The 25060-nt window shown below is 62.7% G+C and carries 23 protein-coding genes; 14 read left to right on the top strand and 9 right to left on the bottom strand.

Annotation, left to right across the window (positions count from 1 at the left end):
• Positions 1 to 35: 35 nt before the first annotated feature.
• The 4 genes from KF712_02710 to KF712_02695 all read left to right on the top strand — a co-directional run bounded on the left by KF712_02710 (position 36) and on the right by KF712_02695 (position 4778).
• Positions 36 to 1625: an Rne/Rng family ribonuclease gene (locus KF712_02710; GenBank protein ID MBX3739877.1), complete on the top strand. Its 1590-nt coding sequence runs from the start codon at positions 36 to 38 to the stop codon at positions 1623 to 1625.
• Between the two features lie 227 nt (positions 1626 to 1852).
• Positions 1853 to 3256: a pyruvate kinase gene (gene pyk / locus KF712_02705; GenBank protein ID MBX3739876.1), complete on the top strand. Its 1404-nt coding sequence runs from the start codon at positions 1853 to 1855 to the stop codon at positions 3254 to 3256.
• Positions 3249 to 3935 carry a GNAT family N-acetyltransferase gene (locus KF712_02700; GenBank protein ID MBX3739875.1) on the top strand — a complete coding sequence of 229 codons (687 nt, stop codon included), beginning with the start codon at positions 3249 to 3251 and terminating at the stop codon, positions 3933 to 3935. Before pyk ends, KF712_02700 begins: the two co-directional genes overlap by 8 nt.
• Before the next feature lie 9 nt (positions 3936 to 3944).
• Positions 3945 to 4778, top strand: a complete 834-nt coding sequence (locus tag KF712_02695) for a site-specific DNA-methyltransferase (GenBank protein MBX3739874.1) — start codon at positions 3945 to 3947, stop codon at positions 4776 to 4778.
• Between the two features lie 7 nt (positions 4779 to 4785).
• Here KF712_02695 and KF712_02690 read toward each other — a convergent pair whose 3' ends face one another.
• The gene (locus KF712_02690; protein ID MBX3739873.1) at positions 4786 to 5085 is read right to left on the bottom strand and encodes a hypothetical protein; all 300 of its coding nucleotides are present in this window, start codon (positions 5083 to 5085) and stop codon (positions 4786 to 4788) included.
• Between the two features lie 138 nt (positions 5086 to 5223).
• Here KF712_02690 and dapA point away from each other — a divergent pair, with 138 nt between their 5' ends.
• Both dapA and KF712_02680 read left to right on the top strand, forming a co-directional pair.
• The gene (dapA, locus tag KF712_02685; protein ID MBX3739872.1) at positions 5224 to 6105 is read left to right on the top strand and encodes a 4-hydroxy-tetrahydrodipicolinate synthase; all 882 of its coding nucleotides are present in this window, start codon (positions 5224 to 5226) and stop codon (positions 6103 to 6105) included.
• A gap of 46 nt (positions 6106 to 6151) precedes the next feature.
• Complete coding sequence (locus tag KF712_02680; GenBank protein MBX3739871.1) at positions 6152 to 7225, top strand: alanine--glyoxylate aminotransferase family protein; 1074 nt, start codon at positions 6152 to 6154, stop codon at positions 7223 to 7225.
• A 69-nt stretch (positions 7226 to 7294) separates the two neighbouring features.
• Here KF712_02680 and KF712_02675 read toward each other — a convergent pair whose 3' ends face one another.
• The gene (locus tag KF712_02675) at positions 7295 to 8494 is read right to left on the bottom strand and encodes a hypothetical protein (protein ID MBX3739870.1); all 1200 of its coding nucleotides are present in this window, start codon (positions 8492 to 8494) and stop codon (positions 7295 to 7297) included.
• A gap of 126 nt (positions 8495 to 8620) precedes the next feature.
• Between KF712_02675 and KF712_02670 the strand changes: the two genes are divergently transcribed.
• Together KF712_02670 and KF712_02665 are read left to right on the top strand one after the other, a co-directional pair.
• On the top strand, positions 8621 to 9946 hold the full coding sequence (locus KF712_02670) for a CCA tRNA nucleotidyltransferase (GenBank protein MBX3739869.1): 1326 nt from the start codon (positions 8621 to 8623) through the stop codon (positions 9944 to 9946).
• A 32-nt stretch (positions 9947 to 9978) separates the two neighbouring features.
• Positions 9979 to 11085 carry an Lrp/AsnC family transcriptional regulator gene (locus KF712_02665; GenBank protein MBX3739868.1) on the top strand — a complete coding sequence of 369 codons (1107 nt, stop codon included), beginning with the start codon at positions 9979 to 9981 and terminating at the stop codon, positions 11083 to 11085.
• Between the two features lie 222 nt (positions 11086 to 11307).
• On the opposite strand, the gene KF712_02660 is transcribed toward KF712_02665, so the two are convergent.
• From KF712_02660 to tatC, 3 genes are all read right to left on the bottom strand, one after another.
• The gene (locus KF712_02660; GenBank protein ID MBX3739867.1) at positions 11308 to 12582 is read right to left on the bottom strand and encodes an ATP-dependent Clp protease proteolytic subunit; all 1275 of its coding nucleotides are present in this window, start codon (positions 12580 to 12582) and stop codon (positions 11308 to 11310) included.
• A gap of 65 nt (positions 12583 to 12647) precedes the next feature.
• Entirely contained in the window at positions 12648 to 13484 is an 837-nt protein-coding gene (locus KF712_02655; GenBank protein MBX3739866.1) for a hypothetical protein, read from the bottom strand.
• A gap of 30 nt (positions 13485 to 13514) precedes the next feature.
• The gene (tatC, locus tag KF712_02650; protein MBX3739865.1) at positions 13515 to 14912 is read right to left on the bottom strand and encodes a twin-arginine translocase subunit TatC; all 1398 of its coding nucleotides are present in this window, start codon (positions 14910 to 14912) and stop codon (positions 13515 to 13517) included.
• A 176-nt stretch (positions 14913 to 15088) separates the two neighbouring features.
• Here tatC and KF712_02645 point away from each other — a divergent pair, with 176 nt between their 5' ends.
• Together KF712_02645 and KF712_02640 are read left to right on the top strand one after the other, a co-directional pair.
• Positions 15089 to 16405: an amino acid permease gene (locus KF712_02645; protein MBX3739864.1), complete on the top strand. Its 1317-nt coding sequence runs from the start codon at positions 15089 to 15091 to the stop codon at positions 16403 to 16405.
• Between the two features lie 26 nt (positions 16406 to 16431).
• Positions 16432 to 17520 (top strand): hypothetical protein, encoded by a 1089-nt coding sequence (locus KF712_02640; GenBank protein ID MBX3739863.1) that lies wholly within the window; start codon positions 16432 to 16434, stop codon positions 17518 to 17520.
• A 13-nt stretch (positions 17521 to 17533) separates the two neighbouring features.
• On the opposite strand, the gene KF712_02635 is transcribed toward KF712_02640, so the two are convergent.
• The 4 genes from KF712_02635 to KF712_02620 form a co-directional block, all read right to left on the bottom strand.
• Positions 17534 to 19069, bottom strand: a complete 1536-nt coding sequence (locus KF712_02635) for an FAD-dependent oxidoreductase (GenBank protein MBX3739862.1) — start codon at positions 19067 to 19069, stop codon at positions 17534 to 17536.
• 34 nt (positions 19070 to 19103) lie between these two features.
• Positions 19104 to 19403 carry a hypothetical protein gene (locus KF712_02630; GenBank protein MBX3739861.1) on the bottom strand — a complete coding sequence of 100 codons (300 nt, stop codon included), beginning with the start codon at positions 19401 to 19403 and terminating at the stop codon, positions 19104 to 19106.
• A complete protein-coding gene (locus tag KF712_02625) occupies positions 19400 to 20671 on the bottom strand; it encodes an MFS transporter (GenBank protein ID MBX3739860.1) in 1272 nt (423 codons plus the stop codon). The genes KF712_02630 and KF712_02625 overlap by 4 nt, the downstream gene beginning before the upstream one ends.
• 233 nt (positions 20672 to 20904) lie before the next feature.
• A complete protein-coding gene (locus tag KF712_02620) occupies positions 20905 to 21228 on the bottom strand; it encodes a hypothetical protein (protein ID MBX3739859.1) in 324 nt (107 codons plus the stop codon).
• A gap of 190 nt (positions 21229 to 21418) precedes the next feature.
• Between KF712_02620 and KF712_02615 the strand changes: the two genes are divergently transcribed.
• The 4 genes from KF712_02615 to KF712_02600 are packed head-to-tail and all read left to right on the top strand — an operon-like array spanning position 21419 to position 25053.
• A complete protein-coding gene (locus tag KF712_02615) occupies positions 21419 to 23203 on the top strand; it encodes a hypothetical protein (protein ID MBX3739858.1) in 1785 nt (594 codons plus the stop codon).
• Between the two features lie 6 nt (positions 23204 to 23209).
• Positions 23210 to 23764: a hypothetical protein gene (locus KF712_02610; protein ID MBX3739857.1), complete on the top strand. Its 555-nt coding sequence runs from the start codon at positions 23210 to 23212 to the stop codon at positions 23762 to 23764.
• Positions 23761 to 24579, top strand: coding sequence for a S8 family serine peptidase (locus KF712_02605; GenBank protein MBX3739856.1), 819 nt, complete (start codon positions 23761 to 23763; stop codon positions 24577 to 24579). The genes KF712_02610 and KF712_02605 overlap by 4 nt, the downstream gene beginning before the upstream one ends.
• Before the next feature lie 57 nt (positions 24580 to 24636).
• Positions 24637 to 25053, top strand: a complete 417-nt coding sequence (locus KF712_02600; GenBank protein MBX3739855.1) for a DUF3828 domain-containing protein — start codon at positions 24637 to 24639, stop codon at positions 25051 to 25053.
• The last annotated feature ends 7 nt before the right edge of the window (positions 25054 to 25060 follow it).

The raw sequence follows: 25060 nt of genomic DNA, 5'->3' as shown, positions 1-25060 counted from the left end.
ACCTCCTCCCTATCTAACAGATTCTTATCAAAACCATGATCCAACGTATCAAAAGACTCCTCGGAATCGGCAAACCCGATCCCTCCCGGGGAAACAGCATCATCGTCAACGTCGAAAAACTGGAGCGGCGCGTCGCCCTGCTCGAAGACGGTGTCCTTGAGGAATACACCGTCGAACGCGAGGGCGACCAGAACATCGTCGGCGGCATCTTCAAGGGTAAGGTCAAGAACATCGAACCCGGCCTGAAGGCCATGTTCGTGGACATCGGCCTGGACAAGAATGCCTTCCTCCACTTCTGGGACGCCATCCCCGCCGCGCTCGACTCCGGGCTGGAGGAGATCCAGCGCGAAGGCAAACAAAAGAAGCAGCAGAAGAAGGTCACCTCAAAGGATATCCCGGACATCTATCCGATCGGTTCGGAGATCGTGATCCAGGTTTCCAAAGGCCCGATCGGCACGAAAGGACCACGGGTCACCACCAACATCTCCCTGGCAGGCCGCTACCTGGTGCTGATGCCATTCACGGAACAGTTCGGCATTTCCCGGAAGATCGAGGACCCGAAGGAGCGCCAGCGGCTGCGCCGGATCGTCCAGAAGCTGTCCGTGCCGGAGGGCATGGGCATCATCATGAGGACGGTGGCCAGCGGCACCCGCGCCCGCCACTTTGTCCGCGACCTCGCCATGCTGCTGGAGCAGTGGGATGAGATCGAGGAAAAGCGCGCCACCCGCCCCGCCCCGGCCTGCATCTTTCAGGAACCCGGCCTCATCGAGCGGACCGCCCGCGACTTCCTCACGGACGAGATCGACCAGGTGCTCTGCGACGACGCGGAAACCACCGAGCTCATCCGCGAGATCGCCGGCAAGATCTCCCGCCGTGCGAAGCGCCGGGTCCACCACCTGGCGACCGGCCACCAGCCCATTTTCGAAAAGGTCAGCATCCAGAAACAGATCGACGAGGCGTTTTCCCGCCAGGTCTGGCTGCCATGCGGCGGCTACATCGTGATCGATGAAACCGAGGCGCTCATCTCCGTTGACGTCAACACGGGCCGCAACCGCGGCTCGAAGGATGTGGACAAGATGATCCTCGAAACGAACGTCGAGGCGGCCCAGGAAGTCGCCCGCCAGCTCCGCCTGCGGAACATCGGCGGTCTGGTCGTGGTTGACTTCATCGACATGCGCCACCGCAAGGACCAGCAGACGGTGTACAAGGCGATGAAGGACCGCCTGAAGAAGGACAAGGCGAAGACCCAGGTCCTGCAGATCTCCCCCATCGGCCTGATGGAGATGACGCGCCAGCGGCTGAACGAATCCCTGCGGGACTCGATGTACGAGCCGTGCCCGTATTGCCAGGGCCGTGGCCGGGTGAAGACGCCGATGACCATGTCCGTGGAGATCCAGCGCCGCCTGAACACCGTCATCCAGAAACACCGCGACCACGTCGGAGATCTCATCGTCATCGTGAACAGCGACGTGCTCAACCGCTTCAAGTCGGACGACGCGAAGCTGCTGGTGGAACTGGAACGGTCCCACTCCGGCCGCCTCATCTTCCGCTCGGATCCGTCGCTCCACCGCGAGCGTTTCGCGGTCATCGACGCGGCGACGGAGAAGACCATCGACCAGGCCTGATCCTGCTTTGTCACCCGCCGCGGACTTCCTGCGGCGGGATTTCTCCAAATCCGGCGAATCCTCCACGGGATTCGCCGTTTTTGCGTTTCAAAGGAAAGATGTCCGCGTGCAGCGGCGGATCTTTCACCGATGGGGCCTTGCCAGCACCCCCGGGGGCGTATTTCCTCCCCTGCGGCACGAGGCCTGCTTTGCATGTTCCGGCCGCCTATCCATCTGATTTCCATCCCATGCCCCGCAAGACCAAGCTCACCGTTACCCTAGGCCCGGCCACAGAATCTGAAGAAATGATCGGGAAACTGATCGACCTCGGCGTGAACGTGTTCCGCCTGAACATGAGCCATGCCAAGCACGAGTGGGCCAGCGAGATGTCCAGGCGGGTGCGCCGCCAGTCCGACGAACGGGGCGTCCACATTTCCGTGCTGTTCGACCTGACCGGACCATCGATCCGGACCGGCACGGTGGAGACGCCGTATGAGCTAAAGGAAGGCGACATCGTGGAGTTCCGTGAGGAGAACACCGTTCCCCAACTGCCCATTTCCACCACGGTGAACTATCCCGGCCTGATGGCGGATGTGAAGCAGGGCAACACCCTGGTCGTGGACAACGGTGTGCTGCTGATGCGCATCGACAAAGTGGAGAAGGACCGCATCCACTGCTATGTGAAGACTCCCGGGACCATGGGATCCCGCCGCCACATCAACCTGCCCGGCGTGAGGCTCAACCTGCCCGCGCTGACCGAAAAGGATCACAAGGACCTGGCCCTGGCCGTCGCCTGCAAGGCGGACTACATCGCGGGTTCCTTCGTCCGCGACTCCTCCCACGTACGTGAACTGCGCGAAGCGATGGAAGCGCTGGAAGGCGAAGCGCAGATCGTCGCGAAGATCGAGGACCAGGAGGCGGTCAAAAACATTGACGCCATCATCCACGCGGCGGATGTCATCATGGTCGCCCGCGGTGATCTGGGTGTGGAGGTGGATTTCGAGGAACTGCCCATCCTGCAACGGCGGATCGTGAAGCGGTGCCATGAACTGGGCACCCGTGTGATCGTGGCCACCCAGATGTTGGAGTCCATGATCTCCAACCCGACGCCAACCCGGGCGGAAGTGACCGACGTTTCCAACGCGGCCTATGAGGAGGCGGACTCCCTGATGCTCTCCGGTGAAACATCCGTGGGCCGCTATCCGGAGCGCTGTGTGGAGGCGATGGTGCGCATTTCCTCCCGCATCGAAAGATCCGGCGGTCTGGGCTATGGCCAGAACGTCCTGCTGCGGGACGAGCGTCAGAAAGTCGCCCGCGCCGCCGTCACCCTGGCGGACTCGCTTCCGGACGGACGGTTGGTGGTGCTGACTCGCCGTGGCGTGCTGGCCAACCACGTCGCGCTGCTGCGCCCGAAAACCGCCCATTTCTACGCCTTCACGCCGAAACCCATCGTGTGCCGCCAGCTTTCGCTGACACGCGGCATCACCGCATACCAGATCTCCTTCGCGGTGAACATCGAGGAAACCATCCTCGCGGTCACGGAGCATCTGAAGGAACGCGGCCTGGTGCGTCCGGGCACGCCCATGGTCATCGTTTCGGACATTCTTTCCAATCACTTCGCCGCGAATTCCATCCTGCTCCATCATGCCTGAGCGCAGGCATGCCTTTCCCGCGTGGCAGCGCGGCATCCGCCGCCTGCGGCTGGCCTTCGATACCTGGTATCCATGGGATCTGAAGAAAGTCGGGGGAAAGGTTCGCGCGCTGAAGTTCCGGCCGCTGGAGATGGATGACATCGACTGGTGCCTGAAACTCTACGCGAGGAACGAGCGCTGCGGGGTACCGGAGAGCGGCCGCGTGCTTTATGAGGATTACCTGGAGTCGAGGGATCACCGCATCCTGATCGCGGAGGATTCCAGCGGCAGGGTGGGCACCTTCGGCATCCACATGGCGGATGAAACCACCGGCTACATCTCCTACCTGCTGGTGGATCCCGGTGCCCAGCGGTCAGGCGTGGGGACGACCATGGTACTGGCCGCCGCGGTCTTGCTGGGGGTGGATGAACGGGAGAAATATCTCATGCTCACGGCGTTCGACACCGCGCTTCCGTTTTACATACGTCTGGCCTTCGCCCGCATCCTGACGGAAAAGCACGAAGGAAGGCCGCTGCACCACCTCGCCCATGGGCCGATGCCGCCCATGCTGATCGCGGACTACATCGAAATCCTCCGCCGTGGCGGCGTGGATCCCGGGGATCTAAAGCTGCGAATCCCTTTTTCCAAAACGCCCGCCCTGCCGGGAAGCTTGGACACGGAGGAGCAACTGCCCTATTGATCCACCCCGATGAATCTGATCGGAGGGGACTGTCTCGAAGTCATGCACGGCTTGGCCACCGGGAGCATGGATCTCGTCGTCACGTCCCCGCCCTACAATCTCGGGATCGGCTACAACACGTTCAAGGACACCGCGCCGAGGGATGAGTTCCTGTCGTGGTGCCGGGAGTGGGCGGCGGAGGTACGCCGGGTCATGGCGGACGACGCTTCCTTTTTCCTCAACATCGGCGCGGCTCCGGCGAATCCCCTGCTACCCCACCAACTGATCCTTTCCCTGACGGAGGGGGCGGATCCGCTTTTCGTGCTCCAGAACACGTTCCACTGGATCAAGTCCATCACGGTGACCACGCGTGCCGGGGAGTCCATCAGCGCCGGGCATTTCAAGCCGATCAATTCCAAGCGCTACGTGAACGATTGCCACGAGTATGTCTTCCACCTGACGAAAGGAGGCGACATACCGCTCGACCGCAGGGGTGCGGGTGTCCCCTACCAGGACAAATCGAACATCGCCCGCTGGGGCCACACTGGCGGTGAAGACAAGCGGTGCCGTGGCAACACTTGGTTCATCCCCTACGATACCATCAACTCCCGGGACAAGGACCGCCCCCACCCGGCCACCTTCCCGGTCGCGCTGGTGGAGCAATGCATCCGCCTCCATGGCAAGGGAGCCGCCACCCGCATGCTGGATCCGTTCCTCGGCATCGGCACCAGTGCGGTTGCGGCAGCCAGGCAAGGGATCGCCGCATTCACAGGCATCGAGCTGGACGCCGACTATCTCCAGGTCGCGCGTGAACGGCTGGAAGGAGAAAAAGATTTCCTCTTCCCTCCGGCTGGCAATGCCTGACGGGGCCTCACATCAACGGAGCGGACTCCGCTGAGCCGAAGTGCTTTGTGAGCTGCACGGTGATCGCGTCCTCGCCCAAGCCGTTCAGCGCATAGACGACGGTTTCCCCGGCGTCGTTCTCCACATCCAGACGTTGGTAGATTTCATAGACGACGGTTTCATCCGGGATGGGATCGTTGTCCAAGGCACGGGCCACGGGATCCTGCAAGGCTGGCTGGCCCGAGAGCGATGGAAGCCGGATTTCCAACTGGCTGGAGTCCACCTCCAGGCGCTTCCCATCCGCACTGCCACCAATGAAAAGGCACATTTCTTTTGGGGTATCAGTCATCTGTCACCCTAACACAGGTATCCGTGAGCCGCAAACCTGTACAGGAACACAGAATTTCTCATTTTCCTCTGTTACGGGTTTGCCCTTCGCAAAATGCCGTTCATCCTCCCGCCAGCCATGAGCTTTTCCGGCACCTACACCGCCCTGATCACCCCGTTCCGCGACGGCGGGATCGATGTCCCCGCTTTCCAAGCCCTGATTGAAAGACAGATCGCCGCGAAAGTCACCGGCATCGTCCCGGTCGGCACCACGGGCGAATCCCCTACCCTCGATACGGAGGAACACATCGAGGTGATCCGCCTCGCCGTGGAATTCGCCGCCGGCCGCTGCGAAGTCGTCGCCGGCACCGGCGCGAACGCCACCGCCGAAGCCATCGAGCTTACGGAAGCCGCCGAGAAGCTGGGAGCAACCGGCACGCTCCAAGTCTGCCCCTACTACAACAAGCCCTCCCAAGAAGGCCTCTACCAGCACTTCCGCGCCATCGCAGAGTCCACGGAACTGCCGATCATGCTCTACAGCGTGCCCGGCCGCTCCAGCATCGAGATTGCCCCGGAGACGGCGGCCCGCCTCGCCGCGGACTGCCCGACCGTCGTCGCCATCAAGGAGGCGGGTGGATCGGTTGACCGCGTGAACCAGCTCGTCCAGGCGCTGCCGGAAGGATTTGGCATCCTCAGCGGGGATGATCCGCTCACCCTCCCCTTCTTCGCCGCCGGTGCGAACGGCCTCGTTTCCGTCGCCGCGAACCTCGTGCCCGAGGTGATCGTCAGCCTCGTGGACGCCTGCCTTGCAGGGAACTTCCCCGAAGCGCTCGCGCTTCAGAAGAAGTATTACCCGCTGATGCGCGGCCTGATGTCCATCGACGTCAACCCGGTGCCGATCAAGTCCGCCGTCGCCTTGCAGGGCCACTGCTCGGACGAGTTCCGCCTGCCGCTCGTCGGACTCAACTCCTCCGGCACGGAGCAGCTCACCGCGCTCCTCAAGTCCTACAACCTCCTCTGATCAGTCTTCTTCCAGAAAACTGAAAACTTCAGACCTTTCCAACACCATGCCAACGCCCAAACTCTTCAGTCCAGGCCCCATCGACGTTTCGAAGGAAACCTTCGAGGCGATGTCCCACACCATGATCGGCCACCGCGGCTCTGATTTCGAGGCTCTCTACGCCTCCCTCCAGCCCGGTCTCCAGGAGATCTTCGGGACGAAGCGCCCTGTCTTCCTTTCCACCTCCTCCGCCTGGGGCGTGATGGAAGGTGCCCTGCGCAACCTGGCCCGCAAGAAGGTGCTCTGCCTCTGCTGCGGCGCGTTCTCCGACAAGTGGCTGGATGTCGCCAAGAAGTGCGGCTATGAGGCCGATTCCGTCCAGGTCGGCTGGGGTGAAACCTTCGATCCGGAAGCCGTCCGCGCCAAGCTGGCGGAAGGTGGCTTCGACACCGTGACCTTCATCCACTCGGAAACCTCCACCGGCGTCCTCAACGACCTGCCCGCCATCGCCAAGGTGGTGAAGTCCTTCCCGGACACGATGCTCATCGTGGACACCGTTTCCTCCCTCTCCACGGTGGACGTGGACATGGATGCGAATGGCGTGGATGTGATGCTCGCGGGCGTCCAGAAGGCGCTGGCGCTGCCTCCGGGACTCGCCGTCTTCGCCGTTTCCGAAGCCGCCATGGAGCGCGCCAAGGGCACCCCGAACCGTGGCTACTACTTCGACTTCGTCGAGTTCGCGAAGAACGCCGCGGTGAACAACACGCCGTCCACCCCGGCCATCTCCGTCCTTTACGGCCTGCAATACATCCTCGGTGAGATCACCAAGGAAACCTTCGCCGCCCGCAAGGCACGTCATGCGAAGACGAACACGATGATCCACGCGTGGGGTGCCAGGCACGGCTTCGAGCACTTCGCGCCGGAAGGCTACCGCTCCACCGCCCTCACCTGCTTCAAGACTCCGGAAGGCTTCGACCAGTCCGGGTTCATCAAGAACCTGAAGACGAAGCACAACTTCCTCATCAACGGCGGCTACGGCAAAGTGAAGGGCCTCACCTTCCGCATCTCCAACATGGGCAACGAAACCGAAGCGACGATGCAGGAACTCATCGACGCGATGGATGACGTGCTGGGCGGCTGATCCGGTAGACCTCCAAACGGACCTCTCCGAACGCCCCGGGCAACCGGGGCGTTTTTTTTGAGGCGGATCTCAATATCCGCCGACCTCGCTCTCGCTGTTGATGATCTTCCCTCCCCCGCTGCGGGCTTCGGCGATCAGGCGCTTGTCCGTGGCGTCGCGGTCCCATGGCCTTGCTCCGGCATTTTCCAGCACCCATCCGGTGGTTTCGGAAGCAGGCTTGGCGGTGAGTCCTTCCGGCCACTTCGGTGCCTTTTCGAGCAGCGTGATCTTCTGTTCCTCCGCCGTGGATGGTTTGCCTCCCAAGCCGGTGATTTCCAGCTTCGGGGGATGCGGCACACCCTGTTTGTCAAAGAGCAGGTTGTCGGAGAACCAGAGGTCGCTGGGTCCACGCAGCCGGGCGAAGGAACTGCGGCGCGTGTCCTGCCCCTGCCGGAGCACATTCCCCGTCACCGCGACCGCTCCCCGCTCCCACGTGTGGCCTTCCCATTCCTTTTCGGAAAGGGAGTAGGTGAAGGCATACATGCCGGGGTTGTGGATCAAATTGTTCACCACCGCGCCGCGCGCACCGCCCTTGAACAGCGGATTGCGATCGTTGTTGCTGATGTAGAGATTCCCATAAATGAGGACGTCACCCACGTTGTCGTGGATCAGCGACCCCATGGAGTGCACGCCTTTGCCGTGGGTGGAGTCCTTCAGCCCCTCGCCAATGATGCAGTGGCTGAAGGTGATGCGGCGCGAGGTGTTTTCGCGCCAGTCATCCGGCGTCGCCCCCTCATGACGGGGACCGGAGGCGGAGAGGTTTTCGTCGGTGGCCCAGGTGATCGAGCAATGGTCCACGATCACATCCGCCGCGGCATTGGTGGAGATTGCATCCACCTCCCAGCCGCTCTTTTTCGCCTTGCCGTTTTCCCCCGGGCGCACGCGGAGATGCCGCACGATCACATCGTCCGCGGAAATCGACAGCCCGCCCTTGATCAACGTGATGCCGGGAGATGGCGCGGTCTCACCGGCGATGGTCACCTTCGGATTGGAGATCTTCAGCTTGCGGCCCGCCAGATCGATCACACCACCGATCTTGAAGACGATGGTGCGCGCTCCCTTCGCACCGAGAGCTTCCGAGAGTGAACCCGGTCCGGTGGCATTGAGCGTTGTCACCTCGATCACCTGTCCGCCCTCCCCGCCCCGGGTCGCCGTCCAACCCGGCGGCCGCTGCCATTCGGCGGCTGATGCCCAAGCGGTTGCCAAAAAGCCGAAGGTGATCCATCTCATGACGGCGTTACGTTCCGCAAAGTTCTGGATTATCATCCGGCGGATTTCCCGGAACACGGCACGGTTGCGTGGTTCGGGCCGCGCTTCACCCTTGATCATCCCGCCCGGCGGCTGGAAAGTGGGCGGATGTCCGCACGGGAATCCGCCCTCCACCTGGCCCGCCGCCTCCGCGAAGCCGGTCACACCGCTCTTTTCGCGGGTGGATGCGTGCGCGACCGCCAGCTCGGTCGTGAACCAAAGGATTATGACATCGCCACTTCCGCGACTCCGGGGGAGGTTCTGCGGCTTTTTCCCGGATCCAACGAAGTGGGGGCCCATTTCGGTGTGGTGATCGCCAAACACGACGGCCACCACGTGGAGATCGCCACGTTCCGGACGGATGGTTCCTACAAGGACGGGCGGAGGCCGGAATCGGTGGAGTTCTCTACTCCCGAAAAGGACGCGGAGCGGAGGGACTTCACCATCAACGGCCTGTTCGAGGATCCGGAGACGGGCGAAATCATCGACTACGTGGGGGGAATGGCTGACCTCCGGTCCCGGTGCCTGCGGGCCATCGGGAATCCATCCGCACGCTTTTCAGAGGACGCGCTGCGCCTGCTGCGGGCGATCCGTTTTTCCACTTCATTGGAGTTCCCCATCGAGGAAGAGACGCACGAAGCCATCCGCGGGAATGCCGGGCTGCTGGCGAAGATCTCGCCGGAGCGCATCCGGGACGAATTTTCCCGGATCATCACCTGCCCGCACCGCCGGCAGGGCGTGGAGCTTCTGGTGGAGAGCGGACTGATGGAACACATCGTCCCGGAGGTTTATGCACTCATCGGCTGCGACCAGCCGCCGGAGTGGCACCCGGAGGGGGACGTGTATGTCCACACCCTCATCATGCTGGAGATGCTGGGGCCGGACGCACCGCTGGAGCTGTGCCTGTCCGTCCTGCTGCATGACATCGCCAAGCCACCGACCCGGACGGTGGATGAGGACACCGGACGCATCCGTTTCAACGGGCATGACGCATCGGGTGCTGAAATGGCCGCGGATATTCTCACCCGCTTGAAATATCCGAACGCGGTGATCGATGCTGTCGTGCCGATGGTGGCGCGGCACATGCAGTTCATGCACGTCCAGAAGATGAGGGTGGCCAAACTGAAAAGGTTCATGGCCGAGCCGACATTTCCGATGGAAATGGAGCTGCACCGTGTCGATTGCGGATCTTCCAACGGCTTCACCGACAACTACGACTTCCTCCTGGAAAAGGAGACGGAGTTTTCCGCGCAGCCGCTGATCCCCCCCCGCCTGGTGACCGGGCAGGATCTCATCTCCCGTGGGATGAAGCCCGGCCCGCGGTTCCGCGAAGTGCTGGAATTCATCCAGACCGAGCAACTCGAAGGACGAATCCTTGATCGTGAAAGCGCCCTGAACTATCTGGATGGGTTGCCGCGCGAAACTTCCGTCTGAATTTCCCGTATTCCAACCCAGCCCATTTTCCCATGCATACCATTCCCACCGAACACTCCGATCCCGTGAACGCGCGGATCCTCGCCATTTCCGAGGATCTCATCGCCGGTTTCCACCGCCATCCTTTCCATGTCATCGCGGAGAAATCCGGAGTCGATCTGCCCACGGTCATCGAGCGCATCCGCGCCATGCTGGAAGCGGGCGTTGTCCGCCGAGTGCGCCAGACGCTGCTTTCGACCAAGCTGGCCCACGGTGCCCTCGTCGCCTGGAAGGTGCCGGAGGAAAAGCTGAACGCTGCCTTTGATTTCATGTCGAAGGAGGATCCTTTTTCCGGCCATGTGGTGATCCGCTCAACGGACACAGAGGTTTCCGGTTCCGGCTACCGCCTGTGGACGACGCTCAAAGTGCCTGTGGGCGAATCGCTGGAGTTCCATGCGGACGCGCTCAAGCGCCTGACCGGGGCCACCGAATATCTGCTGATGCCCGCGAACGGCGTCTTCGCCCTCGGGGTGGGACACGTCCGCCGCAGGGAGCTGGAGCCGGGCGACAAGGCGGAGGAGCCTGCGGTCATGATGACCACCGTGCCGGTGGAACTCACGCCGGAAGAATGGAACGTCCTGCTGTGCCTCAAGGAAGAACTCACCCCGGACGAGGTCGTCTATGATCCATGGATCGGCCGGGCGGAGAAAGCCGGTGTTTCCATCGAGCGGTTCTGCGAGGTGGCGGAGACGCTGAACGCGAAGAAGGTCATCGGCCGGTTCTCCACCTTTCTGGAGCACGTGAAACCCTCCTCCACCGGCGAACGGGTCACCCGCTTCAACGGGCTGTTCCACTGGGCGGTGCCGAAGGGCCGTGAGATCGAGGCAGGGGCCGAGGTCGGCCGCCACTTCTGCATGACCCACTGCTACTGGCGGGAAGGCGGGCCGCAGTTCGGCGACGTGAACATCATGGGGGTGGTGCATGGCACCGAAAAGCCGCGCGTGCTGGAGCACAAGGCGGCGATCGACCGCCATCTGGAGTCCATCGGCATCCCCGTTTCCTACACCAACGTCTTCTGGGGCGGGCGCTCCGAGATCAAGCCATCCGAGATCTCCCCGCAGGTCTTCGCGGACTGGCACCGGAAGCATGCCGCGGAGTGACGGTAAAGGTGGATGCCGGACACGGGAATCTCCCTGAGCGCGGCAGCGTCATGGAGTGCGGCAGACCTCTGCCGCTATCAGTCGCGGACATGACTCTCCCCTAACGAAGAGGTTCTCCGCCCCCCGTCCCCGTGCCATTTCTCCTACGGTGGCATCCTCGCCCACAGCGGCGGAGGGCCGCCGCACTCCATGACGCTGCCGCGTCAATGGCATTTCCCTCCTTTACCTGACCCGGTAGTAGCCGTCGGGATTGTAGAGGAAATAGACGTCCTTCGGGTTGAGGCGCGGGAGGAACATGCAGGGCTTGCCGTCGGCATCCACCGTTTCCTCAAACGCCGCCGGAGCCGCCGCTGGCTTCGGCTTCTCCGTCGTATCCGGATCCTTGTTGAGCGAGGTTTCCTCGATGCCGGTCAGGATGTGGTTCACCCACTTCAGCTCCTGTGCCTTGTCCCCGAATTCGCTCCAATCGCCGCCGGAAGCCTTTTCATACATCTTCTTGATGAAGTCATCCGTTGAGATTCCCATCTTTGCCGCGACCGGGCTGGCCAGGCGTTCCCACCAGCGCTGGCTGTCCTGGTAGAATTCCTTCTGCTGGGTGAGATTCAACCTCGCGAACATGAGCTGCGAGGAGATCTGGTGGTGGAGGATGAGGGAATTCGGATAACAGTAGGATTCCTCCGCCAGCGTGGTGATGCACGCGGCCATGGAGGCGGCGAAGGATTTCACCACCACGTGGATGGGAGCCTCGCTGGCTTCCATCGACTTCAGGATGCGGTAGCCGGCCATGACCGAACCGCCGGGGCAGTCGTCGATGACGATGAAGATCGGCAGTTTCTTGTCCTTGTTGTTCCAGTAGTCGATCCGGCTGGTGATGTAGTCCGCGGTGGCCGGGACGATCATCCCGTTGAGAGGGATGCGCCGGTCGGAAATGACCAGCACCCCGTCGTCACGCAGCGGCTTCTCCAGATACACCGGCTTCGCATCGGCGAACTTCGCCCGCTTTTCCGTGGTCTCGATGAGCGAGATGTCGTTCTGGAGCTTGGTCAGCTCCAGCATGGCCTCCGTCTGGAGGGACTTGAGGTCGTTGGTGAGCTTGTCCGCCCTGAGCTTGGCGATTTCACCTTCCTTGGTGAGTTTCTCCTTGTCCGCATCACCCTTCAGTTCGGCCTCGGCCTTTTTGGCGGCGTCCAGCGCGAGCCGCTCGGTGATGAGTTCCCGCTCCATTTTCAGGCGGGTGATCTCGGCACGCAGCTTGTTGGTTTCCGCGGTGAGGCGTTCCGCCTCCAGCTTGTTTTTCGTCGAAAGGGCCTCCGTTTCGGATGACGGGCTGGGTGCCGGTTTCGGCGCGGGAGGAGCCGGTGGTGTCGCCACAGGTTCAGCCGGAACGGCAGGCGGCACGGCGGCTCCCGGGGCGGAAGGACCGGCGGATGCTTCCTTCGCATGACCGAAGGCGGAGAGGGACAATCCGACGAGAACGCAGGTGGTGGGAAGTTTCATGACAAGGACGGGGTGGAACAGGCAAACGGTGAACCAGGCCCAATTTTTTCCCGGAACGTCCGAAATCAAACGATTTCCCGCTTTTTCCGCAAGCCGAGAAACAGCATGCAGGCGACGAACAGGAGGAAAAGGGAGGCTCCGATGGCCAGGAACTTCACCAGTCTGCCGGAGGCCGCGTCCACCTGGGCATCCGTGATGGTGGTGGAAATGACCTCCCCGGCCTTGCGGCGCAGCACGAGATTCCCACCGGAAAGCTCCACTCCGCTGAGTTTCTTCATCGTAGGTCCGAGGACCGGATCCGTCTTGTAACGCTCCGTCACGCGGTAAGGGGACATGCGCTCGATGAATTCCTTCACGACAGTCTTGCCAGGCACCTGGATGTCCGAAATCTGGAGCACCAGCTCGCCCTCGAACAGCTCCGGACGGGCGATGATGGTTCCGTTGAGGTAGCGGGGGTCCGTCGTCACTCCTCCCGACTCCCCTTCCCTTGCGAGCCGGGGCATGCCATTGAGCGGGAACGATGCGGCGATGCGGACGTCCTTCTCACCGATCTCCAGGATCCGGAAAGTTCCCCTGAAGTCCTTGAGGGAGTCATAGACCGCCACCGACGTATTCAGGTCATCCGCGGAGAGGGCCAAGGTGGTGTCCTTTTCATCCGCCAGATCCTGCCGGAAGACCTCCAGCCGCTCCGCCAGCCGGTTGAGATCCCCTTCCCTGCCCTCGATGGAGGTGACAGCCACCGGCACCGGCTTCTCATCGGTGAACTTCGCGATCTCCTTGTATTGGCGGAAAAAGGTGACGATGGAGATGACGATCAGGAAGACCATCATCACGACCACACAGATGAAGATCGCGCAGCCGGCGAAGGGCGAGCGGGCGGTGGCTTTGGCCGGTTCGGTCATGGACGGTTCAAGGTGGGAATGGGGAACAGGTCAGTCCTGGTTGCGGCGGCGTTCCTCTTCCTCCGGAATGCTGTCGGGCGGCCCCGCCGCGGGATCGACAGGTTCATCGGAAAGGTCGGGATCTTCCTTGAGTTCCTCGATCTCCGGCGGTTCGGCGGTGTCCGGAGTCTCGTCGTGATACTGGCTGTGATAGTCGTGGTAGGGATCGTGATCAGGAGTTTCCTCCGCCTTCCAGCCGTCGTCACCGTGGTCCGCGTGCTCGTCATTATGGGCGGTGCGGATGTCTTCATGCTCCTCGTAGTCACGGAGCAGGCGTTCCATGCGCTCCTTCGCCTCCGCTTCCTCGGCCTTCTTCTCCTTCCGTTCCAGCAGCCAGGCCAGGAAAATGCAGATCTCATAGAGGACATACATCGGCAGGGCCATGAGCGAGAGCGTGATGATGTCCGGCGTGGGGGTGAGGACGGCGGCCAGCACCATGATGCCGACGATGGCGTAGCTGCGGGTCTTCTTCATCGTGCCGTAGCTGAGCAGCCCCAGCTTCACGATGACCATGACGACGACCGGCAGCTCGAACGCGACCCCGAACAACAGGGTGAACGTGGTGGCGAAGGAGATGTATTCGCCGATCCGCCATTCGTTCGCGACACCCAGCGAGAGGCTATACTGGTAGAAGAACTCCAGCGCCTTCTGAAGCACCACGAAGTAGGCGAAACAAACGCCGGAAAGGAACAACCCGAACGCGACCGCCAGCGCGGGCCACAGCACCTTTTTCTCATTCTGGTGCAGGCCGGGCAGGATGAACTGGAGGATGAAGGTCAGCAACAGCGGGAACGCAACGATGATACCGGCGAAGAACGCCAGTTTCATGGACAGCATGAAGGATTCCGTGGGTTTCAGGGTGGACATCATCCGCAGGTCCCCGCGCACGGACACCTCCGGCTGGACCTTGCGTTCGATGAGGAATTTCACCTGCTCCCGCACCTTCTGCTCCGGGGTGACTTCATTGAGGAATGCATCCCGTTTCTCTTCCGGAAGCGTGAGAGCAGCCCGCTGGAGGGCGGCGATGCGGGCATGCAGCTCCAGATCCGGGTCCTTCAGGTGGCGCAGGAAAATCTCCCGTTCTCCGGTAGGCAGGCTGCCCGCGGCATGCTCCGCCGCCTTCGCCGCTTCCCAGCGGTCCGGGGTGAGGGGGATCGGTGGATTGGCGAGCTGCTCCTTCGCCGTATCATCCAGCACCTTGTAGATCGGCCGCTGGAGGATCTCCATGAGATGCTTCTGGAACGCGAAGCACAAGACCATGGAAAGAATCAGGGTAATGGCGATCCGGAACACCGTGACGCGCAGGTCCTCGAGGTGGTCAAGGAACGGCTTTTCATTGTCCGGATTCACGTGATCCCGGAGTTGGAAGACCTTTTTGAGCAAAAACATGCCTGTGGGCCGGGATTCAACGCGGGGGTGACGGCGTCCGCAAGTCTCTAGAGGCGCTTTTGTTTCATGCAAGATCCGGCGGATTTCCGCGTAGGCGGAGAATTCCCGGCAAATCTCCACGGCAATGATGGCCGAAAGCTTGCCCGGTGGGGAGGCGACGCCTAAAACCGCATGGAATGAGTGAACCACCCCAGCGCCGCATCCGGACCCTCCCTGCGGCCGCACTGGTGGTGGCCAGCATGGTGGGCACAGGTGTCTTCACCAGCCTGGGCTACCAGGTGGGGCCCATCCCGTCCGGCCCCGCGCTCATGCTGGTCTGGGCGCTGGGCGGATTGCTGGCCCTGTGCGGTGCCCTCTGCTATGCGGAACTCGGTGGCGCCCTGCCCCGCTCCGGTGGGGAGTATCATTTCATCTCCACCCTCTACCACCCGTCCATGGGCTGGGCGGCGGGATTGATCTCCGTGGTGGTCGGTTTCGCCGCGCCAACGGCACTGGCCGCCATACCGCTTGGAAACTACGCGCACAGCGCCGTGGACTGGCTCCCGGCAAAGGCGGTGTCCATCACCGCGCTGGTGGCGGTGACGGCGGGCCATCTGATCACGTTGAAATCCAGCGCCTGGCTCCAGACCGTCTCCACGATCCTCAAGCTGTCGCTCATCGTGGGATTCGTGATCGCCTCGTTCGTGCTGCCCGGAAAGGGCGACGTCAGGTGGGAACCGAAGCTCACCGAGGACTTGGCCATCATCCTGCAACCCGCGTATGCCATCGCCCTGCTATTCGTGTTCTACGCCTACTCCGGCTGGAACGCGGCGATCTACATCCTGGATGAGATCGAGGACGTGCGCCGCACCCTCACGCGGGCCTTGCTGCTCGGCACCGTGCTGGTGACCATCCTCTACCTGCTGCTGAACATGGCTTTCCTGAGGGCCGCTCCCCTCGCCTCGTTGCAAGGCGTGAACGAAGTGGGCTTCGTCGCGGCGGTATCCCTTTTCGGAGAAGGCGCGGCGCGCTGGTTCAGCGGACTGCTTTCCCTGGGACTCGTCGCCACGGTCAGCGCGTTGATCTGGGCGGGGCCACGGGTGCTGAATGTGATGGGCAAGGATTTCCCGGCCATCGGCCTGCTGGGACAGCGCAACCGGCACGGCATCCCGGTGGCGGCGACGTTGTTCCAATTCCTGCTGGCACTGATCTTCGTCTGTGTGGGCGATTTCGAGCGGTTGCTCACCTACACGCAGTTCGGCCTGACGCTGTGCTCCTTCCTCACGGTGGCGGGCATCTTCATCCTGCGCGCGACGAGGCAGCCTGTGCCCGGGGCATTCCGCTGCCCGTGGTTCCCACTGCCGGCGCTGGTGTTCCTGGCGATGACCGGATTCGTGATGGTGCGCTCCTTCATCGCCGCCCCCGGCCCCACCATCGCCGGACTGGGGACCATCCTGCTGGCATGGCTGTTGTATTTTCCCCTGAAACGGTTGAAAGTCCCCTCAAGCCGGTAAAACGCTCCATCCTCATCCCACCATCCATGAAACGCTCCCACGCCCTGCTCCTGCTCGCCTGCGCCTTCATCGCCGGTTGCGCATCGAAACCGAAGACGAGCAAAGTCCAGTATCTGGAAGACCCGCCACCGGAGTTCAAGGAAGTGGGGGGAGAGGCCGGCGCGAATGACATCGCCCTCTTCCTCGCAGGCAAGCCGGTCCGGCGGGGCGCGCTCCTCTCAAAGCTCCAGCTCACCGTCGATTACCAGGTCCACCAGCGCGAAATGCGTTCCGTCTGGAGGCAGCTCGCCAGCCGCCGGATTTCCGCGATGAACACATGGTCCGCACAGAATCTCCCCTCACCGGGGGTGGTCCACTATCCATTCGGCGGACCCGATCTGCTGCACGTGCGCGGCATGTTCCCCGATGCGCCGAACTACGTCCTGCTCGGCCTGGAAGGCGTGGGCGAGGTGCCTCCGCTGGAACACCTGCCGCCGGAGGAGGTGCTGGGGGCACTGCCCGCCTACCGCGAAGCGACGAAAACCCAGCTCCGCGTGGGCTACTTCATCACGAAGGACATGCGGTCCGACCTGGAACGCAGCGCGCTGCGCGGGGTGACGCCGATCCTGCTGGGAACCATCGCCCTTTCTAACGGCACGGTCACGGGCGTGTCCTCCGTTTCCGCAGGCGGAAAGCCGGGAGTCGAGATCACCTTCAATGATGCCCGTGGCGGAGGCCACCGCGCGACCTACGTCTCCGGCGACCTTTCCAACAGCGGCTTCAACGGTGCCTACCAATCCTGGGTCGCGTCACAGGGCAGAGGCGTCACCTACTTCAAGGCGGCGTCCTACCTGACGCACGATGACCGGTTCTCGAAAGTGCGGAACTTCTACCTCGCAAACTCCAACGCCATCCTGCAGGACGACTCTGGCATTCCCTTCCGCTATTTCGACCAAGGTCAGTGGAACATCCGCTACTTCGGCAACTACGAGGCACCCATCGAGCTATTCGCCAAACATGCCCAAGCGGATTTGCGCGCCGCCTATGCCGCCAATCCGACGACATCCATCCCCTTCGGCTCAGGCTACCACTACAACGCCTGGAACGCGAACCTGATCCTGGCGACGAAACGCTGAGCGACACCAAATATCACGGATCGATGTTCTTCGCGGGTTCGTCGAACCCCTTCGCACTGATGATCTGCTTCTGTGCCAGCAGCTTCTCCTGGAGGTCCTGGACCGGCAGATCATGCAGCGGCTTCCCTGACTTGATGCTCATGGAGGCGGCCACGCCGGAGGCATGGCCCAGCATCATATAGACCGGCTCCATCCGCAGGGTGGAGAGGGCGATGTGGGAGGCTGAGACGCAGACCGGAACGAGGAGGTTCGCAGCCTCCGCCTTTTTCGGCAAAAGGACACGATAGGGAATTTCATACGGTTTCACGAAAATCCCGCCCTTCATGCTTCCTTCGGGGACGATCCCGCCGTCCTTGCCGGCCACATATTGCACGTCATGGACGTCCAACCGGTAGCTGCCGAGCGCGACGGAGTCCGGCTTGAAACGTGAGGCCTCGTCCTGGGCGTCCTTCTGTGTCATCACGAAGTCTCCCACCAGACGGCGCGCCTCCCGGACGTAGATGTGGTGGGGGAAGTTCCCGTTGTCGGTGAACTCGTCCTTCGCATAGCCCCAGCGCGACATCTCCTTCCGGATCGCCTTCGGCACGGACGCATCCGTCAGCAGGAACCAAAGGTATCCTTCGCTGTATTCCCGATGCTCGCGGGCGATCACGGCGCGTTCCTCCCTGCTGGCCTCCGGAAACGCCCACGATCCACCGATCCACTCGCCGGTCCGGGAGTCCGTCTTCCGGTTCGGCAGCATGTTCAGCGGCAGCAGCGCGCCCAACGAAGCGGGCGGCTTCCGTTCGATGCGGGCGACATCCGCCGCGTAGCTGGCCCGGTGGTAGTTGGCGGGACGGGTGATGGGCACGCGGTTCTCCGCCACATCCGTCAGGCAGACGCGGTAGGTGTAACGCTGCGTCTTGCCATCCGCCTGTCCCACTTTCTCCGGCGGATAGCGGACCCCGGCGAGCGGTTCGTCATATTCCGCACTCCCCTCCCGTCCCACACGGTTGGAGCATCCCGCCCATTTGATGAGATCACCCTCATAGCTGGCGTCGATGAAGACGGAGGCGGAAATGCGGCGCTTGTTCTCCGTGGTCACGGAAAGGATGCGCGCCCCCTCTTTCTCAAGGGAGGCCACGGGCTCCTCCTTTAGCACTTTCACCTGCGTCTCCGCCAGCCAATCATCGAAGATCTTTTCCGCTACATGCGGCTCGAATCGCAGGCCCTTCCGGCACAGTTTCACCTGCTCCGATTGCTCTCCATACTTCCCGATGTAATGGCGGTGGATCCGGTCATGGAACTCCCTGCCGAGTCCGGCGAAGGTCTTCTCATCCCCTGCGTTCGACATGGCGAGACCGCTTGTCCGCATCGCGCCGAGGTGCTTGTCTTCCGTGATGAGGATGACGCTGCTGCCCTCCTTCGCGGCGGCGATAGCCGCGACGATGCCGCCCGGCGTGGAGTCATAGACGAGGATGTCCGCCTTCAGGGAGGCTTCCTGCGCGTGGCAGAACGCCGGGGCCAACAGGAGGAGCGCGAGGAAAATGCGGAGCCGACGGGTTTTCATGAACCGTCAGATACGCGGCATGCGGGGAATCCTCTCACACACCCGGCCAGGGAGGGTGCCATTTGATGGCGGAGGGATCCGCCTGCGTGAGCAGCTCACGGGCCTCCGGCAGAGACAGGCCCCATTTTTCCAGGCGCACCTTCACCTGCTCGTCCGTGGTCAGGTTGCGGATGTTTGGGGCGGGAACGCTTTCCTCATCCCAGGTCGGGTTGGAAAGGATGTCACCGGGATGGATGGCATCCGCATCATCCGCGGTGAAGATGACATATCCCGTGGCACTGGGCAGCCCGATGAAACGCCCTTGGTCCGACTTCGCACAGACGACCAGCTTCATGCTCCGGCAGAGGTTGTGATGGATTTCCGGCGGTCAATGGCCAGCGGTAGGAGCACCACCAAACCGGCGATGAAGAAAACCGCGTTCACGAAGATGGCGGTGCGTTCACCGAAGAAGGTCGCCGCCATGCCGAACACGGGAGGCCCGATGACCGCAGCCAGCTTCGTGAAGAAACCCCAGTAGCCGAAATACTCCCCGCTCTTTCCTTCCGGCGTGAACGTGGCAACAACCGCCCGCCCGGCGGACTGCAGCGAACCCATCGCCACACCCGCCATCGCGCCGATGATGTAGAACTCCAGCTTCGTCCGGCACATGGATCCCCACACGCAGACGGTGATCCAGAGGAGCAGCGAAAGGATGAGCGCGAGCTTCGGCCCCTTGCTGTCCTGGAGGAACCCGAAGCCATATGCCCCAGCCACCCCGGCGAGCTGGAGCACCACGAACAGGCCGATGATCTCCGTCTGTTCCATGCCCACCACCTTGGTCGCGTAGATGGAGGCGTAGGCGACAACGGAGGCAAGGCCTGCGGTGAACAGGGTGAGCGCGACGAAAAATTTCCCGAGCGGACCACCGCTGGTCAGCGCGCCAAGAGATCCGCGGATCTCCCGGAAGCTGCCAGCCAGCAGGTTCTTCCCTGCCGGGAGCGGCTGCGGGATGGCCCGCTCACGGAGCAGCAGCAACGTCGGAAGGGCTGCCGTCATGAAGAACACGCCGGTCATCAGGAAGGTCCACGGGGCGCGGCCCTCACCACTTTTGAAAATCAGCAGGGCGAGGATGAGGCTGAGCAGGCCACCGAAGTAGCCGAAGCTCCAGCCGTAGCCGGAGATCTTCCCAGCCGTCTCCGGAGTGCTGATTTCCGGAAGGAACCCGGAGCAGATGTTCTCGCTCATCGAGAACGCGATGTTGGCGATCGCCACCAGCCCGATGGCGAACGCGACCTCGCCCTGCCCCACGAAAAACAGAAGGCAGGTGGCCGTGGAGCAGACGATGGTCGAAATCATCAGGAAGAGCTTCTTGGACGCCTTCACATCCGCGATCGTCCCGATGATCGGGGAAAGCAGGATGACCACGCACTGGGAAAGGCTCAACGTCCAGCCCCACGCCGCATTCGCCCAAGAGGCCCCACCCGCGACGACCTGCTGGAAATACACCGCATAGACCACCGTGATGATCACCGTGGTGAACGCGGAGTTGGCGAAATCAAAGCAACACCACCCGAAAATCTCCCTCTTTTTCACCGGTTCGTTCCGGACGGCAGGCTCATTCATCTGCCGCCATTAGAGCCGGTTCCGGGGAGGATGCAAGCGGGGCGAAGGATGGAATGGGGTGGTCTGGACTGGGACCGCGGAATCCATTCCGCCCCGTAGCAATGCGACGGCGAAGCCAATGCCGGTCTGAAGACCGGCGCTCCCAGCAGCCAGCGAAACCAAGCGGAATGAATTCCGCGGTCCCAGTCCGGAAGCAACGGTACGCCCGCGGCCCTACCGGGCTTTTCAACTCCTCACGCCGCCACTTCCAGAGAACGGCGGGCGTTCACCAATTCATCCGCGATGATGTCGATGGCCGCTGGCATGTGCATGGGCATGACCCGTCCGTTGATCTCGATGCGGTGGTTCCCCGGGATGGAACGTACTTTCCGCAGGATCCACATGGCGAATGCGGTGCCGCTGATGACGCGCAGATTCACCCGCAGGGGCAGCAATGCGCCTGACTCTCCTCCCGGAATCGATTCCGTAGGCAACCGGACGCCAAGCGGGACAGCCTCGCCCCGGGCAAGATTGGTGGCCAGGTTCGGACGGTCGGTGAGGATGATGACATCGCGCATGGTGTGGAAGCGGTTTGGATTTGAACGGGTTACCCAAGCAATGGGGATGCCAAGGGGAAGTTCCTTACCGTTACTGGATTTTTCATAAATCCTTCGCTAGCAGGACGATGCGAAATGCAAAATCCGCCCCGCATTTTGCAAATCCCGGACTTGTGGAGACAGGCCGTTTCCCGTTAGAAATCAGTGAGCCGTGCAGAGCATCTTTTCTCATTCCAGAACGGCACGCGGCAGTTGGCTCGTGGGGAGGCAACCGTTTCTGGACGACTCTGCGGCGGCGGTGGCGCTGTTGAAACAGGCGAATGGCTCCGGAGACCACCTGCTGGCCATCGAGATCGCCGAAGCCGTTCTGGCCGCCAAACCTGCGGATCGCGCCGGGATCGTGCAGCAGATGGCCCGCGCGCTGGCCGTGCTGGGATCCTTGGAAGCCGCCCGCTCCAAGCTGGATGAACTGGCCGCGGAACACGGCGCATCCGCGGAGACATCCGGCCTGCTGGGGCGGGTGGAAAAGGACCTGGCGGCGGGGTCTCCTACCGCTGAAAAGCGCGCGCAACACCTGCAGGCGGCGCTGGCGCACTACGCGGCCGGTTTTTCATCCGCTTCGGCCGCCGGAGATTCCGGAGGGGCTGCCTATTGCGGGATCAATGCGGCCGCGATCTCCGTTCTGCTGGATGATCCCGCCACCGCAAAGGAGATCGCGGAGAAAACCCTCGTCCACGCGGACGCGGCGAACGACTACTACTCCCTCGCCACCCGTGCCGAGGCGCAACTGATCCTGGGGAACGAAGGCCAAGCCCGGAGCCTGTATGAGGAAGCCGCGCGGCTGGCCTCCGCGGAAAAGCGTCTCGCGGACCTTTCATCCACCCGCAGGCAGTGCCGTGAGTTGTGCCTGAAACTGCATGGCCGCAGGGACCACATGGATTCCTGTTTCCCCGCTGGCGGGATCGCCGTCTTCTCCGGACAGCCGGATCTCGAACCGACGGAGGAAGAAGCCACCGCGATGCGCGCGGTGCTCTCAACTTGGCTGAAAGAGCGGCAGATCCGCGAGGCGTTCGGCAGCCTGAAGACCCGGTGGGACATCGTCCTGTTGGAAGCGGCCCGCGATGCTGGACTGGATCTGCATATATCGATGGGTGCCGCCCCCGCAGGGGATGACCCGGCCCGGATACATGCCCTGCTCCACCATGCCTCTTCACTGATGGAGCCACCTTCGGAAGGCGAGGATGACACGGCCTTCATCGACCGGATGATGACCGCCCGGGCTACGCTGCGGGCGGATCACCTGGGTTTCACGCTGGAAACTTTGGCCGTTGGCGCGGACTTTTCCGCCACCGCCCTGCCTTTCTGGCAGCGGAAAAATCTCCATGTCTCCGCCCGCCGTCCAGCCGCTCCGGAAGAGGATGCCGTGCCGGACAAGGAGGCTCCCGCCGATGCGGTCCCTTTTCCGCGCGCGCTTGCGACGGCGAAGGGCAGGACGGAGGTGCTGGCGCTGCTGCATTTCCGCTTTTCCGATTACACGAACTTCGGTGAAGGAGGCCCGATCGTATTCCAGAAAGCGGTGCTGGGTCCCATCGCCGCGCGGCTGGCCATCGCGGTTCATCCTCCCCTGGCACGGCAGGGATTCGGCGCGGACTATCTCTTCCTTTTCGATGATCTCCATGCCGCCGGTGTGGCCTGCTTCGACCTGTTGCAGGCACTCGAAGAGTCCGCTTCCCTTGCCCCCCCCTCCGTCTGCCTCCATGCGGGGCCGGTGATGCAGTTGGTGAATCCGGTGCTGAACTTCCATTCCCACGAAGGCACCTCCATTCTCCGCGCCGCCGCGGTCGCTGCCGCCCTGCCACCGGGAACCGTGGCCGCCACCGAAAGCTTCACCGCCCTTTCCGCCCTGGAATCCATCCGGGGATTCCGCTTCGAGCACTCCGGGAAACTGCAGTTCGGCAATTCCTCCGAACGCATCTACCGCGTGCAGCCCGCATGATCCGCCATGAACCGACTCGTCATCGTCCCTGATCCCGCGCTGGAGGCGGCGGGCGCGCTGCTTTCCGCGAAACTGTCCGCCATCACGCAGGAGATCAGCGCGGACCATCTCCCGCAGTTCCTCGGCACGCATGCGTTGCGCTGCCTTGACTGGGCGGCCGCGGAGGCTCCGGCCGCGGAGCTGATCCTCTGGGGTACGGATGGCAACAGCCATGCGGTGGCGTGGAACTCCACCGGGAACCTCGCAAGAGCACAGGCGGATGGAAGCGAAGGCCTGATCGCCCGTGTGGCGGGCAGCCAGCGCTCCGCCACCGAGGCCGCTTATGATCTCCAGGCCGCGGAGTGGACGAACCTTGAACGCCTGCGCGGTGCCTCCATTTCCGCCATGGCGGCCAGCCCGATCATCCTTTTCGGCACCACAGCCGCCGTCCTGAGCCGTGTCTTCTATGGACAGGATGAATCCCAAGCCCTCCCGGCTCCTCCCGCCGACACGGCATCCCTGCTCGGCAGGCTGATCGAAGACCGCCTCATCCGCACCACGCTCGGCGTGGAGTCCGCATGAACCACCGCTCCAACTGGCTGAGTCCCGAGCAAGCCCGCAAAGCCATCGCGGAGGGCCGCGGCGCGGGTATCCGGATCGCCGTGATCGATTCGGGAATCGAACTCACCCACCCCGCGATGGCCGGACTGCGGCTGGTCGATGACCTCGCCTTCGAGCTGACAGCGGAGGGCGTCGTGAAACGCTCGCCTGCGTGGGGAGTCGATCTTTTCGGCCATGGCACCGCCGTGGCGCATGTCATCCGCAGGATCGCTCCGGAGGCACAGATCGGCAGTTTCCGTGTGCTGGACCAGCGTCTGGGCAGCAAGTTCCAGATCATCCGGGAGGCAGCGGCACTGGCGGTGGATCTGGGCTATGACATCATCAACTGCAGCTTCGGCAGCCGGGCGGACATCACCCGCATCGAGCACTTCAAGCCATGGATCGACACGGCCTACCGCCGCGGGGTGCATGTGGTGAGCGCCTGTGACAATGACGATTTCCGCAACGCGGAGTGGCCCGGCCATTTCCCGACCGTCATCACGGTGAACATGGCGAAGACGGAGAGCGATGACCTGTTCTTCCGCTGGGACCAGCCCGTGGGTGCCTTTTCCTCCCATCTGGTGGAGTTCGCCGCACGCGGCGTGGACCTGCAGGTGCCGTGGAAGAACGGCCGCTGGTCGAAGAAGACCGGCAGCAGCTTCGCCGCACCCCATGCCGCCGGCCTCCTTGCACGCCTGCTTTCCATGCAGCCGGGGCTGAAGCCACCGGTGGCGAAGGCGTTGCTCCAGGAGATCGCCACGCCATGGGATCCCTCCATGCGGGGGCCGAACTTCTGAGCTGCTCCGAGAGCCGCATTGACCCATCCGCATGTTTCCGCTCATCTGTCAGGAAGCATGAAACCGTTCTCCATCTTGCTGTCGCTGGTCCTCACCTTGTTCGCCGCGCTTCCCTCCTCCGCCGCTGACGCGGGCGATGACCCCGGCCAGGTGACGGAGAAATTCTACGCCGGATATGTGGCGGAGGTGGATGCCAACCGCGACACCAAGGCATGGGTGGCGAAGTCGAAGCTGGTGACCGACAAGTTCAAGAAAGCCTACGCGAAGATCATGAACTCGGAGGAGGTGGACGCGGATCCGGTGCTGAACGCACAGGACATCCCTTCCCAACCATTCAAGACCGAAACGGCGATCACCAAGGCAGACACCGCCACCGTGGTGGTGGCCTCTTCCTTTGGGGAAGACAAACACAAGCTGAAGCTGAAACTGGTGAAAGTGGGCGGCATCTGGCTGCTGGATGGATTGCCGGAGTGAGGCAACT

This window comes from Akkermansiaceae bacterium (assembly GCA_019634595.1).
Classification (GTDB): Bacteria; Verrucomicrobiota; Verrucomicrobiia; order Verrucomicrobiales; family Akkermansiaceae; genus Luteolibacter.
This window is presented reverse-complemented; position numbering and strand designations above follow the sequence as displayed.